This is a genomic window from Hamadaea flava (assembly GCF_024172085.1).
GTDB classification, from domain to species: Bacteria; Actinomycetota; Actinomycetes; order Mycobacteriales; family Micromonosporaceae; genus Hamadaea; species Hamadaea flava.
In genome coordinates this window covers 1,131,247-1,144,662 of sequence record NZ_JAMZDZ010000001.1, presented here as the reverse complement: position 1 = coordinate 1,144,662, position 13,416 = coordinate 1,131,247, and the positions used below count along the sequence as shown (strand labels likewise).

General features: G+C 69.8%; 16 protein-coding genes. 10 read left to right on the top strand and 6 right to left on the bottom strand.

Annotated features, from left to right (window positions below; all coding sequences use genetic code 11):
- Positions 1 to 27 precede the first annotated feature (27 nt).
- The 3 genes from HDA40_RS05555 to HDA40_RS05545 are packed head-to-tail and all read left to right on the top strand — an operon-like array spanning position 28 to position 874.
- A complete protein-coding gene (locus HDA40_RS05555) occupies positions 28 to 426 on the top strand; it encodes a DUF7144 family membrane protein (RefSeq protein WP_253752616.1) in 399 nt (132 codons plus the stop codon).
- Between the two features lie 14 nt (positions 427 to 440).
- Entirely contained in the window at positions 441 to 539 is a 99-nt protein-coding gene (locus HDA40_RS05550; protein WP_253752613.1) for an SHOCT domain-containing protein, read from the top strand.
- A 5-nt stretch (positions 540 to 544) separates the two neighbouring features.
- Entirely contained in the window at positions 545 to 874 is a 330-nt protein-coding gene (locus tag HDA40_RS05545; protein WP_253752610.1) for a DUF1622 domain-containing protein, read from the top strand.
- A 153-nt stretch (positions 875 to 1,027) separates the two neighbouring features.
- Here the strand turns inward: HDA40_RS05545 and HDA40_RS05540 are convergent, their stop codons facing one another.
- Positions 1,028 to 1,837 carry an alpha/beta fold hydrolase gene (locus HDA40_RS05540; protein ID WP_253752607.1) on the bottom strand — a complete coding sequence of 270 codons (810 nt, stop codon included), beginning with the start codon at positions 1,835 to 1,837 and terminating at the stop codon, positions 1,028 to 1,030.
- A 60-nt stretch (positions 1,838 to 1,897) separates the two neighbouring features.
- Here HDA40_RS05540 and HDA40_RS05535 point away from each other — a divergent pair, with 60 nt between their 5' ends.
- From HDA40_RS05535 to HDA40_RS05520, 4 genes are all read left to right on the top strand, one after another.
- Positions 1,898 to 2,698 (top strand): TetR/AcrR family transcriptional regulator, encoded by an 801-nt coding sequence (locus HDA40_RS05535; protein ID WP_253752603.1) that lies wholly within the window; start codon positions 1,898 to 1,900, stop codon positions 2,696 to 2,698.
- On the top strand, positions 2,683 to 3,774 hold the full coding sequence (locus HDA40_RS05530) for a calcium:cation antiporter (RefSeq protein ID WP_253752601.1): 1,092 nt from the start codon (positions 2,683 to 2,685) through the stop codon (positions 3,772 to 3,774). The genes HDA40_RS05535 and HDA40_RS05530 overlap by 16 nt, the downstream gene beginning before the upstream one ends.
- Positions 3,775 to 3,885: 111 nt before the next feature.
- A complete protein-coding gene (locus HDA40_RS05525) occupies positions 3,886 to 4,239 on the top strand; it encodes a hypothetical protein (RefSeq protein ID WP_253752599.1) in 354 nt (117 codons plus the stop codon).
- A 130-nt stretch (positions 4,240 to 4,369) separates the two neighbouring features.
- Positions 4,370 to 5,542, top strand: coding sequence for a metallophosphoesterase (locus HDA40_RS05520; protein WP_253752597.1), 1,173 nt, complete (start codon positions 4,370 to 4,372; stop codon positions 5,540 to 5,542).
- On the opposite strand, the gene HDA40_RS05515 is transcribed toward HDA40_RS05520, so the two are convergent.
- A complete protein-coding gene (locus HDA40_RS05515) occupies positions 5,511 to 5,927 on the bottom strand; it encodes a VOC family protein (RefSeq protein ID WP_253752595.1) in 417 nt (138 codons plus the stop codon). The genes HDA40_RS05520 and HDA40_RS05515 overlap by 32 nt on opposite strands.
- Before the next feature lie 50 nt (positions 5,928 to 5,977).
- Between HDA40_RS05515 and HDA40_RS05510 the strand changes: the two genes are divergently transcribed.
- From HDA40_RS05510 to HDA40_RS05500, 3 genes are read left to right on the top strand one after another with little or no spacing between them, the layout of a single operon-like run.
- The gene (locus HDA40_RS05510; RefSeq protein ID WP_253752593.1) at positions 5,978 to 6,883 is read left to right on the top strand and encodes an ABC transporter ATP-binding protein; all 906 of its coding nucleotides are present in this window, start codon (positions 5,978 to 5,980) and stop codon (positions 6,881 to 6,883) included.
- The gene (locus tag HDA40_RS05505; RefSeq protein WP_253752592.1) at positions 6,880 to 7,947 is read left to right on the top strand and encodes an ABC transporter permease; all 1,068 of its coding nucleotides are present in this window, start codon (positions 6,880 to 6,882) and stop codon (positions 7,945 to 7,947) included. The genes HDA40_RS05510 and HDA40_RS05505 overlap by 4 nt, the downstream gene beginning before the upstream one ends.
- A complete protein-coding gene (locus HDA40_RS05500) occupies positions 7,940 to 8,641 on the top strand; it encodes a TIGR03089 family protein (protein ID WP_253752590.1) in 702 nt (233 codons plus the stop codon). The genes HDA40_RS05505 and HDA40_RS05500 overlap by 8 nt, the downstream gene beginning before the upstream one ends.
- On the opposite strand, the gene HDA40_RS05495 is transcribed toward HDA40_RS05500, so the two are convergent.
- The 4 genes from HDA40_RS05495 to HDA40_RS05480 form a co-directional block, all read right to left on the bottom strand.
- Entirely contained in the window at positions 8,598 to 9,548 is a 951-nt protein-coding gene (locus HDA40_RS05495; protein WP_253752587.1) for a hypothetical protein, read from the bottom strand. The two genes, HDA40_RS05500 and HDA40_RS05495, sit on opposite strands and share 44 nt — an antisense overlap.
- Complete coding sequence (locus tag HDA40_RS05490; RefSeq protein ID WP_253752584.1) at positions 9,545 to 10,738, bottom strand: MFS transporter; 1,194 nt, start codon at positions 10,736 to 10,738, stop codon at positions 9,545 to 9,547. The genes HDA40_RS05495 and HDA40_RS05490 overlap by 4 nt, the downstream gene beginning before the upstream one ends.
- Positions 10,738 to 12,483, bottom strand: a complete 1,746-nt coding sequence (locus HDA40_RS05485; protein WP_253752581.1) for a discoidin domain-containing protein — start codon at positions 12,481 to 12,483, stop codon at positions 10,738 to 10,740. The genes HDA40_RS05490 and HDA40_RS05485 overlap by 1 nt, the downstream gene beginning before the upstream one ends.
- Positions 12,484 to 12,696: 213 nt before the next feature.
- Positions 12,697 to 13,323 carry an FMN-dependent NADH-azoreductase gene (locus HDA40_RS05480; protein ID WP_308197673.1) on the bottom strand — a complete coding sequence of 209 codons (627 nt, stop codon included), beginning with the start codon at positions 13,321 to 13,323 and terminating at the stop codon, positions 12,697 to 12,699.
- Between the last annotated feature and the right edge of the window lie 93 nt (positions 13,324 to 13,416).

Sequence of the window (13,416 nt, the reverse complement as noted above, 5' to 3'; positions counted from 1 at the left end):
CGAGAGATATTTCCGTACGGTGGGCCAATGACGGAAATGTCCTCTAGCAAGCGGGCCTGGTCGGAAGGTGGCATGGTGTTCGCCGCCTGCATGATGGTCCTGCTGGGCGTCATGCAGTTCTTCCAGGGGCTCGCCGCGATCATCAAGGACTCGTTCTATGTGGTCGCGCCGAACTATGTGTACGAGCTCGACACGACCGCCTGGGGCTGGATCCACCTGATCCTGGGCGCCCTGGTCGCGGTCACCGGTTTCTTCCTGTTCACCGGGGCGGACTGGGCGCGCGGCGTCGGCATCGGCCTCGCGGTGCTCTCCGCCATCGCGCAGTTCTTCTTCCTGCCGTACTACCCGATCTGGGCGCTGGTCATCATCGCGCTCGACGTCTTCGTGATCTGGGCGCTGACCGTCGCGCCGCGGCCGACCGCCTGACCGGAAGGACCGAGATGAGCAGAGGACCGCTGGACCTCGTCGCCGGAACCGCGACCGCCGGTGCGCTGACCGATGAGGAGTTCGCCGCGGCGAAAGCCCGTCTGCTGGGCTGACCCGGATGGAGCTGGTCGCCCAGATCTTCGAGTACATCGGCGTCGGGGTGCTCTGCGCCGGTCTGCTGTGGTCGGTCGTGGTGGCCGTGGACGCCTGGCGGCGCGAGGGCGGGGCGGCGGCGTACCAGAAGGTGCGGGCGACCTTCGGCGGTGTGCTGTTGCTCGGCCTGGAGATCCTGGTCGCCGCCGACCTCATCCGGACCGTCGCGGTGTCGCCGACGGTGGAGAACGTGGCGGTACTCGGGATCATCGTGCTGATCCGGACCTTCCTCAGCTTCTCCCTCCAGATCGAGATCGAGGGAAAGGTGCCCTGGAAACGATCGAACGACCGCTGAGCTGCCGGCGCTTGATCATCGGCGGCCGACGATCAAGGCGCTCTGAGCGCGATGAATGGCGGTGGTCGACGATCTTGGGGGTCGGTGGTGCCTTGATCGGCGGCGGCCGACGATCAAGGCGCTCTCAGCCCGATGAATGGCGGCGGCCGACGATCATGATGGCGGGGTGGGCGTCAGGACGGAGTCGAGCCACGGGCGCAGCACGGGCAGGACGTTCGCGGCCTGCATCGCGCCGGTGTGGTCGAGCCCGTCGAGGACGCGTACGTCCCAGCCGGCCGTGGCGAGGTCGTCGCCGCGGCGCAGCAGCGGCCCGGCGATGTCGACGGTCACCCCGCCCCACTTCGGGCCGTATTCGATGACGTCCTTCGAGCCGGCGAAGCACAGCCGGGGCACCGACAGTGAGACGGCGGCGTCGGAGAACGACTGCAACGCCTCGTAGAGCACGACGAACTGGCCCGTCTGCTCGGGCGACAAGGTCAGCTCGGCCGAGTCCCAGACCGAGTCCGAGTCCGACGCGGGTGGCTGGGAGGAGGGGTCGACGGCTAGGTCGTGGGTCGCCTTCGTGACGGCCAGCATCGACGCGTACGGGCCGTCGAGGGGCGGGAAGCCGCCCATGGCCAGCGCGGTGAGCCGGTCGGTCCGCAAGGCCAGCTGGAGGCCGGCGAGGGCGAGCCACGAATAGCCGTAGTACGCGAACCGCTCCACGCCAGCCGCGTCGGCGACCGCCAAGATGTCGTGGGCCAGGCGATCGGGTGTCAGCGGTACGGGATGCGCGAGCCGGTGCCCCTCGTAGTCGAACGCGACGACCCGGTAGGCGTCGGTCAGCCCGGCGATGAGATCGCGGCCGTTGGCCGGGTTCACGCCCCAGGCGCGCATCTCGTCCGCCTGCGTTCCTTCGACGGGCTGCGGATTCACCGGCATCAGCACGGCCGGGCCGGTTCCGTGCACCTCGTACGCGACCATGGCAAGATCTCCTTATCCTGTAAGGTGTTCCAGATTAGTTTACGGCGTAAGGAGATGCAAGTGGGCGTGTACGCGGGCCAGGGCGATCCGGCGTGGTCGATCTCCGCGCTGTGGCGGGAACGGCCGGTCGCGCGTACGCAGCCTGGTCCGAAGCGGGCGATCAGCCTGGACGAGATCGTGCGAGCCGCGACCGAGATCGCCGATCGGGACGGCCTCACCGGACTGTCGATGCGGGCCGTGGGGGAGCGGCTCGGCCGGACGGCGATGTCGCTGTACACCTATGTCCCCGGCAAGAACGAGCTGATCGACGTCATGTACGACGGGGCGCACGCGGAGCTGCCGGTCGCCTACGACCTCGCCGGCGGCTGGCGTACCGCGATCACGGCCTGGGCCGGCGACCTGCTGGAGTTCCATCTCCGCCATCCGTGGACCGTGCAGGTCTCGTTCGCCCGGCCGGTGCTGGGGCCGAACGAGCAGGTCGTGCTGGAGAACCTGGCGACGATCCTGCGCGCCACCGGGCTGCCGGCCGATCGGTGCCGCCCGCTGGTGACCGCGCTTTACCACCTCGTCCGCGGCAGCGCGCAGACGATCACCGAGGCCCGCAAGGCCGCCGAGGTCACCGGTACGCCCGACGAGCAGTGGTGGTCGGCCCGCAGCGCCCGCCTCCTGGCGGAGGTGCCCGACTTCGCCGCCCGGTTCCCCGAGTCGGTCTGGCTCAGTACGCGTGACGTCCAGCCCTACTCGCTGGAGGCGACCGCCCGGGGGGCTTTCGTGGGTGGCCTCGACCTGCTCGTTACCGGCCTTTCTGCCACAATTGGCGCAGATCATCCGTCAGACTCGGGAGCATGTTCACCCGGCTGATGGAGTACTGGACGCTGCTCATGCCGCCAGTGGCGATCGTCGTCCTGGCGGGGGTGTGGCACCGGGACCTGCCGGGGTTCGCCGTGGCACTCGCCGCACTGGTGTTGGCCGGCGCGGTCCTGGCCGCGGTGCACCACGCCGAGGTGATCGCGCACCGGGTCGGGGAGCCGTTCGGGTCGCTCGTCCTGGCGGTCGCGGTCACGATCATCGAGGTCGGGCTGATCATCTCGCTGATGATCGGGGGCGGCGAGAAGAACGCCGCGCTGGCCCGGGACACCGTCTTCGCCGCCGTGATGATCACCTGCAACGGCATCTTCGGGCTGTGCCTGCTCGTCGGGGCGCTGCGGCGGCGGGTCGCGGTCTTCAACCCCGAAGGCACCGGCGCCGCCCTGGCCAGCGTCGCGACCGTGGCCACGCTGAGCCTGGTCGAGCCGACGTTCACCACGAGCGCTCCTGGGCCGCAGTTCTCGACCGCACAACTCGTCTTCGCCGCGGGCTCGGCCCTCATCCTGTACGCCTTGTTCGTCACCACGCAGACGGTCCGTCACCGGGACTACTTCCTTCCGATCACGTCCAAGGGCGAGGTCATCGACGAGGAGAGCCATGCCGAGCCGCCGACCGTCCGGCAGACCTGGCTGAGCCTGGTTCTGCTGCTGGTCGCCCTGGTGGCGGTGGTCGGCCTGGCCAAGTCCATCTCGCCCGCGATCGAGTCCGGCGTCGCCGAAGCCGGGCTGCCCGCGTCCGTGGTCGGCATCGTCATCGCCATGCTGGTCCTGCTGCCCGAGAGTATCGCAGCCGTCCGCGCCGCCCGGCGGGATCGCGTACAGACCAGTCTCAATCTGGCTCTCGGCTCGGCGATGGCCAGCATCGGCCTGACCATCCCGGCGGTCGCGGTCGCCTCGTTCTGGCTGAACGACCGGCTGTTGCTCGGGCTCGGCTCGACGCACATCGTGTTGCTGGCGCTGACGGTCGTCGTCGGGACGCTGACCGTCATCCCCGGCCGGGCGACGCCGTTGCAGGGCGGGGTGCACCTGTCCATCCTGGCGGCGTACCTGGTCTTGGCCGTGTCACCGTGACCGACGCCTCGATTCAAGATCAGACATGCAGATATGTATGTCTCGTGTAGGTGGTATGTACTCCGGGCTGTGAGTGTGGTCGGTGATCGCCCACACTGACGAGGAGGATCGATGCTCGGAAGAAAGCTCGGCGCCGCCCTGGCCGTGGTGCCCGCCGTCGTCACGGCAGTCGTGTTCGCCGTGAGCTCGCCGGCGGCCGCCGCCTGTAGCAGCCACTCGTGGTCGGACAAGGACCCCGCGGACGCGAACGAGTACACCGAAGAGTCCGCGCCGTTGCGCACGGGCCCATACGAGGACTGCTCGGCCATCACGACCCTGTCGACGTCGACGGCGCTCAACTACCACTGCTTCATCACCAACAGCTACGGCAACACGTGGACCCACGTCAAGGTGAAGGGCCGGGACCTCTCCGGCTGGATCTGGGACAACCACCTGAAGAACAACGGCAGCCCCTACCGCTGCTAGTCCTCCCCGCCGAAGGCGCGGATGGGGTGACCCCGTCCGCGCTTTCGACTGGAATCGGGCGACGGCTTAGTGGGCGATCGCGCCGAAGGCGGCCACAATCGAGGGACCTGATCGCTAAGGAGCTGCCCTCATGACCGCAGGCGAAGCCGCCGTCGAGCCCCGCCGGTCCTCGCGCGCCCTCTTCTTCGTGTCCGCCCTGGTCGTCGTGCTCGCGCTGCTGTTCGGCGTACCGTGGTGGACCCTGGTCGCCGCGCCCGGCTGGTCGACTCCGGTCGAGGTGCTGGGCAGCGTCGTCTTCGTCGTCGCGCTCGCGGCGTTTCCCGGCTTCATGTTCCTCGGGCACGGCCGCGGCCGCGACTGGGCCGCCCGCGCCGGCGACGTCATGCTCGGCGTGATCTGGGTGCTGTTCACCTGGTCCGTGCTCGGCACGCTGCTGCGCGGAGCACTCTCGCTCGGTGGGATCGACAGCCAGACAGGCGCGCGGGTGGTCGCCGGGTCGGTCGCGTCCGTCGCGCTCCTGCTTCTCCTCTACGGGTACGCCGAAGCGATGCGCGTGCCCCGAGTGCGCCGCGTCGACGTGGCCATCCCGCGGCTCGGCGCCGGGTTCGACGGGGCCAAGGTCGTCCTGATCACCGACACGCACTACGGCCCGATCGACCGGGCGCGCTGGTCCAGCCGGGTGACCGAGGCGGTCAACGCGCTGGACGCGGACGTCGTCTGCCACACCGGCGACATCGCCGACGGCACCGCCGAGGCGCGGCGGGAGCAGTCCGAACCGCTCGGCCGCATCCGCGCTGCGCTGGCGCGCACCTACGTCACCGGCAACCACGAGTACTACAGCCAGGCGCAGGGCTGGGTCGAGCGGATGCGGGAGCTGGGCTGGGAGGCGCTGCGCAACCGCCACGTCGTCGTCGAGCGCGACGGCGACCGGCTGGTGATCGCGGGCGTCGACGACGTGACCGCCGCCGGTTCGGGGCTACCGGGCCACGGCGAGGACCTCGGCGCCGCCCTCACCGGGGCCGACCCGGCGCTGCCGGTGCTGCTGCTCGCCCACCAGCCGAAGCAGATCCGGCACGCCGTCGAGCACGGCGTCGACCTGCAGCTGTCCGGGCACACGCACGGCGGCCAGATCTGGCCGTTCCACTACCTCGTCCGGGTCGACCAGCCGGCCGTCGCCGGGCTGAGCCGGCACGGCGAGCGTACGCAGCTCTACACCAGCCGGGGCACCGGGTTCTGGGGACCGCCGTTCCGGGTGTTCGCGCCGAGCGAGATCACCCTGCTGACGCTCCGCTCGGGGAGCTAGGGCCGAGGAGGTCCCAGCGGTTCCCGGCGATGTCGAGGAACACCGCGATCCGCCCGTACGCCTCGTCGCGCGGCACCGTCACGAACTCGACGCCGGCCGCCGTCATGCGGGCGTACGCCGAGTCGAAGTCGTCGACGCGCAGGAAGAACCCCACGCGCCCGGCGACCTGATCGCCGACGGCGGCGGCCTGCCGTTCGCCGTCGGCCTGGGCGAGCAGGATCCCGGTACGCGCACCGGGTGGGCGTACCACGACCCAGCGCTTCGGCCGACCGTCGTTTGTGGTCGAAGGAACGTCCTCCACCAGGTCGAATCCGAGCACGTTCACGAAGAAGTCGATGGCCGGGTCGTACTCGGCCACGATGAGGGCGATCAGCTCAAGATGCACCGCACCACTCTAAAGATCAACGTTTGCTCAAAGTCAGTAGAGTGCACCGCATGTCAACACCCACCATCGAGGTCAGCGACCTTCGAAAGGCGTACGGCGAGGTGAAAGCCGTCGACGGGGTCTCCTTCGAGGTCCAGTCGGGGGAGTTCTTCGGCATCCTCGGCCCGAACGGCGCTGGCAAGACCACCACCTTGGAGATGATCGAGGGTCTCCGGGAGCCGGACTCCGGCCGGATCGCCGTCCTCGGCGAGAGCCCCTGGCCGCGCAACCCGAAGCTGCTGCCGCGCATCGGCGTACAGCTCCAGGCGAGCGCGTTCTTCGAGCGGCTGACCGCGCGGGAGCAGATCCGGACCTTCGCCTCGCTGTACGGCGTATCGGCGAAGCAGGCCGACGAGTGGCTGGCGATCGTGGGCCTCGAAGACATGGGCAACCTGCCGCACGAGAAGCTCTCGGGCGGTCAGCAGCAGCGGCTGTCGATCGCGTGCGCGTTGGCCCACAGTCCCGACGTGGTGTTCCTCGACGAGCCGACCTCGGGCCTCGATCCGCAGGCGCGCCGCAATCTGTGGGACGTCCTGCGCGGCATCAACGAGCAGGGCCGGACGGTCGTGCTGACCACGCACTACCTCGACGAGGCCGAGTCGCTCTGCGACCGGGTCGCGATCATGGACCACGGCCAGATCCTCCAGTCGGGGCCGCCCGCGGTGCTGGTACGCGAGCTGGACGCGCCGACTCGCATCGCCATCGAGAGCGGCATCATCACGCTGGCCGAGGCGCAGGCGCTGGCCAACGGGGCCGAGCTGGACGACGACGGCGTCTCGCTGACGTTCGCCACCCGGCAGCCCGCCCCGATCCTCGCGGCGCTCGCCGAGCGCGACGCCCTGCGCGGGCTGTCCGTCCGCGGCGCGACCCTCGAAGACGTCTTCCTCAACCTGACCGGACGGGAGTACCGCGCGTGACCAGTTTCGTCAGCCTCTCCAAGGCGATGGCGCTCGGCTTCGTGCGCGACAAGACCGCCACCTTCTTCACCATCCTGTTCCCGCTGATGTTCCTCATCGTCTTCGGCGCGCTGTTCAAGGACACCGGGACGTCGAAGACCGAGGTGCTCCAGGTCGGCTCGGTCGCGCTGCTGGACCAGATCCCGGCCGAGGGTCGGGCTGACGTGGACCAGGTTCTCAAGATCACGAAGACGGACGACCTGGCGGCCGCACTGGAGAAGGTTCGCGCCGGCGACTCCGACGCCGCCATCGAGCAGCAGGGCGGCAAGGTCGTCGTGCACTACTCGGCGGCCGACCAGGTCAAGGCGGCCACCGTACGCGGGATCATGGAGAGCATCGTCCAGCAGGGCAACCTGGCCGCGGCCGGGGTCTCGACGCCCGCGCTGTCGTTGTCGGCCGAACCGGTCGAGGACAAGTCGATGAAAGCCATCCAGTACATGACGCCGGGCCTGCTGGGCTGGGCGATCGCCAGCGGCGCGACCTTCGGCGCGGCGCTGACGCTGGTGTCCTGGCGGCAGAAGAAGATCCTGCGGCGGCTGCGGCTGTCGCCGGTCTCGGTCGCGTCGATCGTCACTGCCCGGGTCGGCGTCAGCATCGGCATCGCGCTGCTCCAGTCGGCCATCTTCATCGGCGTCGCGCTGCTACCGGTCTTCGGGTTACAACTGTCGTCCTACTGGTGGGCCTTCATCCCGATCATGATCGCGGGCACGCTGGCGTTCCTCTCGATCGGGCTGCTCGCCGGGGCGGTGTCCAAGACGCCGGAGTCGGCCAGCGCCATCGCCAACCTGGTCGTGCTGCCGATGGCGTTCCTGTCGGGCTCCTTCTTCCCGCTCGACTCCGCGCCCGGCTGGCTGAAGACGGTCTCGAACCTGCTGCCGTTGAAGCACCTGGTCACCTCGATGCAGGACGTGATGGTCCGCGGGCAGTCGCCGTCGGTGACCCTCCCGGCGATCGGCATCCTCCTCGGCTTCACCGTGGTGGTGACCGGCGCGGCCGCCCTGCTCTTCAAGTGGGACGATGTCTGATGTGCTGACGTACTACGACGACAAGTCCGGTGAGCGGGTCTCGCTGTCGGCGGCCGACCTCGGGGTCTGGGCCGGGCGTACGGCGGATCTGCTCACCGGCGAGTGCCGGTTGCGCCGGGGCGACCGGGCCGGCGTACTGCTCCCACCGCACTGGCTGACCGCCGCCGTGCTGCTGGGAGTCTGGTCGGTCGGGGTCAGCGTCGACTATCGCGGGTACGCGACCGCCGGGCTCGGTGATCCCGGCGGTCCCTACGACGTCGTGTTCGCCGCCCCGGATCGCGTACGCAGCATCCTGGAGGACGTGCCCGAGGCGAACTGGCAGTTCGTCGTCGGGTCGCCCGTGCCGGAGGGCTACCTGGACTTCGTCGCGCTCGTCGAGCAGCGCGACGCGGTGACGCCGGCCTATCAGGAGATCCTCGGCAACGACCCGGCGAGCGTCGACGGCACGACGTACGGGGCCTGGGAACAGCTGGCCCGGGGAACGGCGGCGGCGATGGGCATTCAGCCCGGCGACCGGGTGCTGATCGACGCGGCCGAGCACGACCACCCGGTGAAGTGGCTGCTGGCCCCGATGACCGTCGGCGCGTCCGTCGTCCTGTGCGCCAACCTCGACCCGGCCCTGGTGGCGAGCCGGGTCGAGGCGGAGGGGATCACCCGGGTGCTCGGAGCCGTACCGGAGACGTCCCGCCACTGATCAGCTCGTGTGGCGTACCGGTGCCGTCGGCGGGGACGGCGAAGATCCGGCCGCCCCGGGCGTACGCCACGGTCGCGGGGTCGAGCCAGACCGCCTGGTCGTCCACGCCCTGCGTCTCGGCCAGGTCGACCGACCGCAGGCCCGCCAACTCCAGCACCGCCAGCCGCCACGGCGCTCCCGGCGCGACGTCGTCCCGTCGTTTGTAGACGATCCGGGTGCCGTCCGGCGACAGCGACGGGCACTCGACGCCGGTGGTGACGGTGTGCGCTTCCCACTTCGTGTAGTCGCCCCGGGCCAGGTACGTCCGGCCACGCGTAGACACCGTCGCGTAGAAGGTCGAGTCGTCGGCGGCGAACGTCACGCCCCAGTAGTTCACGTCGGGGGAGTAATACCGACGCCCATCGACATAGAGATGGATGTTCTCCATGTTGACCACGAGGTACCCGGTGCGGGTGTCGAGGATGCCGGTCCAGGTGGAGAACCCACTCGTGCGGTAGGAGTCACCCGTCACGAACACCGTCCACGAGATCATCCGCCCGCTGCGCGACACCTGCGCCCGGCTCGGCACGCCCGCAAGCCGGATGCGCCGGGTCTCGTGCAGCTCCTGGTCCAGGATCAGCGCGGTGGCCGTCGGCAGGCTCGCGCCGACCTCCCCGGTCAGGCAGATCGCGCTGGTCGCGGCGGCGGCGAAGCGGTCGCACCGCAGGCCGAGCGGTTGCCTGGGGCCGCTCGGGTCGGTCGCGCGTACCGAGGCGACCTGGCCCGCCGAGTCCCGGAAGAAGATCCGGTCGCCGGCCAACGCGGTGGACCCAGCCGGAGCGGCGGGCTGCCGGACGCTCACGGCATACGCGGTCGCTCCGCCCGCGAGGACGAGCGCGACGGCCGCCGTGATCCAGGCCCGCCTCATCGCAGCACCCGCGCCGCGCCCGCGATCGCGCCGACCAGGCCGACCGCCATCACCAGCAGCGCCGTCCGCTCACCCCACGCGGTCCACAACGCGCCGACCGCGAGCGACGAGACGAACCGGGCGGCCGCCTGCACCGTCTGGATCAGCGCCAATCCAGTGGTACGCCCATCGGCGGGCAACTGCGGAGCCGCCAACGCCATCAGCACTCCGTCGGTGGCGGCGTAGAAGAGCCCATGGAGGGCCAGCACACCGACCAGCGCGACCGCTGCGCTGGGCGTACCCGCAAGCAGGAGAGTGGCGGCGACCAGGGCGAGATGGCCGCCGAGCAGGACCCGCACGCGACGGGTGTCGGCCAGCTTGCCGAGCGGTACCGCGAACAGGAGGTAGATCGCGGCCGTGCCCAGCGGGAGCAGCGGGAAATAGTGGATGGGCACCGCGCCGGAGCGTTGCAGGAGGAGGTAGACGAAGAAGTCGCTGACGGTGAACAGCCCGAGGCCGGCCGCGGCCAGGCAGATTCGCCGCAGCGACCGGTCGCGCAGGATCGCCCACATCGGACCCGGTGCCTCGGTCCGCTGTGGACTGTCCCGGACGTGCAGGAGCAGCACGCCGACGCCGAACACGGCGACGCAGAAGCTCACGCCGAAGACCGCCCGGTACGCGCCGCCCGTCGCGGCCAGGACGGCGAGCGCGGCCAGCGGGCCGAGCAGCGCCCCCAGCGTGTCCATCGCCCGGTGTACGCCGAACGCCGTCCCCTGCCGCTCGGCCGGCACCGCGGCGGCGATCATCGCGTCCCGAGGTGCGGTACGCAGTCCTTTCCCGGTGCGGTCGGCGACGATGGCAGCGGCCAGCGGCCCGATCGCCGCCCCCGCCAGCAGTACGCCGACCTTCGCCGCCGCCGAGAGCGCGTAGCCGAAAACGGCCACCGGTTTGGCCCGCCACCGGTCGGAGATCCGGCCGCCGATCGGCCGGAGCACCGCTGTGACGCCGAAGGAGAGCGCGTCGGCGAGGCCGAGTTGCAGCGGGGTGAGGCCGAGCGTGAGCGCGAGATAGAGCGGCAGCACGGCGGTGACCATCTCCGAGGAGACGTCGGTGACCAGGCTGACCGCGCCGAGGGCGAACACGGTGGCCGGGACGGCGCGCAGCGCACGCCGTCCCGGTGCCGGGAGATCCCGGTCGACGGTGACGTACATCAGTGGCAGGTGTACGTCGGGCTGGTGTCCTTGACCGCGCCGTCGGTCCCGATCAGCTGCCACGAGAAGGTCGTGTCGGTGAACGAGAGCTTCAGCACGCCGAACGTCCCGGACAGCCGCTTCTGGCTGTTCGGCTGCACGTTGACGATGTCGTACGGGGACGCCCCGCCCATGCCGCCGAGCACTTCGACGAGCCCATTCGGATCGGCGGCCGCGGTCGGGCTCTGCGGGCCGAACCGCTCGTAGTGGTGATCGTGCCCGTTGAGGACCAGGTCGGCGTGGGCGGCGTACAGGAGTTGCCAGGCCTGCCGGCTGACCGGGTCGTTGCCATGGTCACCGGAGCTGAACAGCGGATGATGCCAGTACGCCGCCACGCACCCCTTCGTGGTGCCGGCCAGATCGTTCTGTAGCCAGGTCAGCTGAGCCGAATCGGTCAGCGTGTTCGAGTCCAGCGCGATGAAATGCCAGTTGCCGTAGTCGTAGCTGTAGTACGACTTGCCCTGGGGGTACGCGATACTCCCGAAGTAGGACTTGTAGCCGGCCATGGACCCGGCCGGGTCGTAGGTCTCGTGGTTGCCCGGCGCCGGGTGCATCTTGGCCTTGAACGCGCCCCAGGACTTGTCGAAGTAGTTCTGGAAGTCCGACAGCCGGGCGTCGTCGTACTGGTTGTCGCCCATGGTGAGCACGAACGCCGGGTTCATCGCCGTCACCAGGGCGGCTGTCTTCGGGTGCTGGCACGAGCTGGTCGACGCGGTGCACTGCTCGGCGATGTCACCGGCGGCGGCCACGGTGAACTGGGTCCCTGGGTTGTTCGTCGGACTCGGGCTCGGACTCGGATTCGGACTGGGGCTGCCGGTCGGGCCGGGGCTTCCGGCGGTGCCGACGGTGAGTTTGTCGACGTTCGGGCCGCCGGTGCTCGCCGTGGCGGTCGCGCGTACGGTGTTGCTCCCGGCGACCAGGGTGACCGGGATCGTCTGCGTCGCCCAGGTGTCCCACGTCGCGGTCGGGGCGAAGGCCACTCCCGTCGCGGCGGCCGCCCCGTTGACCGTGACGTCGAGCGGGCGGTTCGCGGTGGTGCCGTTGGCGTATCGGACGGTGAGGGTCGCCGGACCGGCCGAGGCGGCAGTGACCGTCCACTGTATCCAGCCACCGGCGACGTTCACGTAGTCCACGAAACCGGTACCGGTGAAGCCGGTGTGGTTGGTGGCGACCGCGGCCTGCGCCAACGAGGCGTCCTCGGCCTGATAGTCCGTGGCGGACTGGCCACCGGGTCCGTAAACCTCGAACTCGAACAGCGAATACCCGTACGCGGTGCCGCGCTGGGTCCCATACACCCGGACGTACCGGACGGTGGCGGTCAGACCGGAATGATCGTCGGTGCCGCCGTTCTCCCCGGACACCGACTTGATCGTGGTCCACGTGGAGGCATCGGCCGACCCCTCCAACCGGTACGCCGACGCGTACGCGGCCTCCCAGACGAGCCGGACACGGGAGATCGGCACCGCCGAGCCGAGATCGACCCGGATCCACTGCGGATCCGAACCCTCGACGCTGGCCCAACGCGACGCGGTGTCCCCGTCGACCGCGAACTGCGCGGCGTACGCGGAAGACTCGACGGACGAGGCGGTTACGGGCTTGTTCCGGGAAAGCAAGACGTCGGCGGCATCGGCCTGCTGGGCGACTATCGCTATCGACGAAGTGAGCAGGACGGCGGCTAGGGCGGCGAGATAGCGTTTTCTGGGCACGGTGGGCTCCTCGGAGTACGGGAGGGTCACCGGCCGGGTCAGTTCATCACTGAGCGCGTCACGTTTCTCACGCCGCGCCAAGCCGCTTCGTACGCACGATCCTCGATGCCTTCGGGCTCCATGTCAAGCCTTGGGTGCAGATCACGGTTACGCATGCTTCCCGCCGCCGAAATGGCATGCGTAACCGTGATCTGCCCGCTGGTGAAGGTGGGGTTAGAAGGTTTTGGCTAGGTCGGTTGTGGTGGCGCGGGCTTGGGTTCGGCCGGTGGTGGGGTCGGCGGTGGCCAGGTTGGGGCGGAAGGCGACCTCGGTGACGTCGGTGATCCCGGCCCACTCGAGCCAGTCGTGGAAGAACGGCTGCTGGTGGTCGGTGCCGAAGGCGCGCCCGCGGTCGTCGCCGTACACCGCGCCGGTGTAGATCACGGCGGCCTTCTTCCCGCGTAGCAGACCGGTGTAGCCGGCCTCGGGGTCGAAGGAGAAGACCATGCCCGGCTGGCTCACGACGTCGATGAACTGCTTGAGGATGTAAGGCACCCCGCTGTTCCACATCGGAACGGTGAACAGGTACCGGTCGTAGGCGTCGAAGCGCTGGAACGCGGCGCGGGCGGCGTCCCAGGCTTCGGCCTGGTCACCGGTGGGCGTACCGCCGGCGAAGATCGTCATCTTGGCGTGCGCGGCGGCCGGCCCGAACTGCGGCAGCGTGCCGTCCCAGAGATCCCAGGTGTCGACCTCGGCACCCGGATTCACCTCGCGATAGGTCGCCAGGAATGTCTCGCCGAGGGCGAGCGACTCGGACTGGTCGCCCCGGGGTGAGGCGGAGATGTGCAGAAGCTTGCTCACGGAAACCCTCCTCAGATTCGGACCGCAGTCCGATTACCCGTCCGACTCTATCGGACTGCGGTCCGGATCGCCCAGTGAAGTGCGACGTAGGTC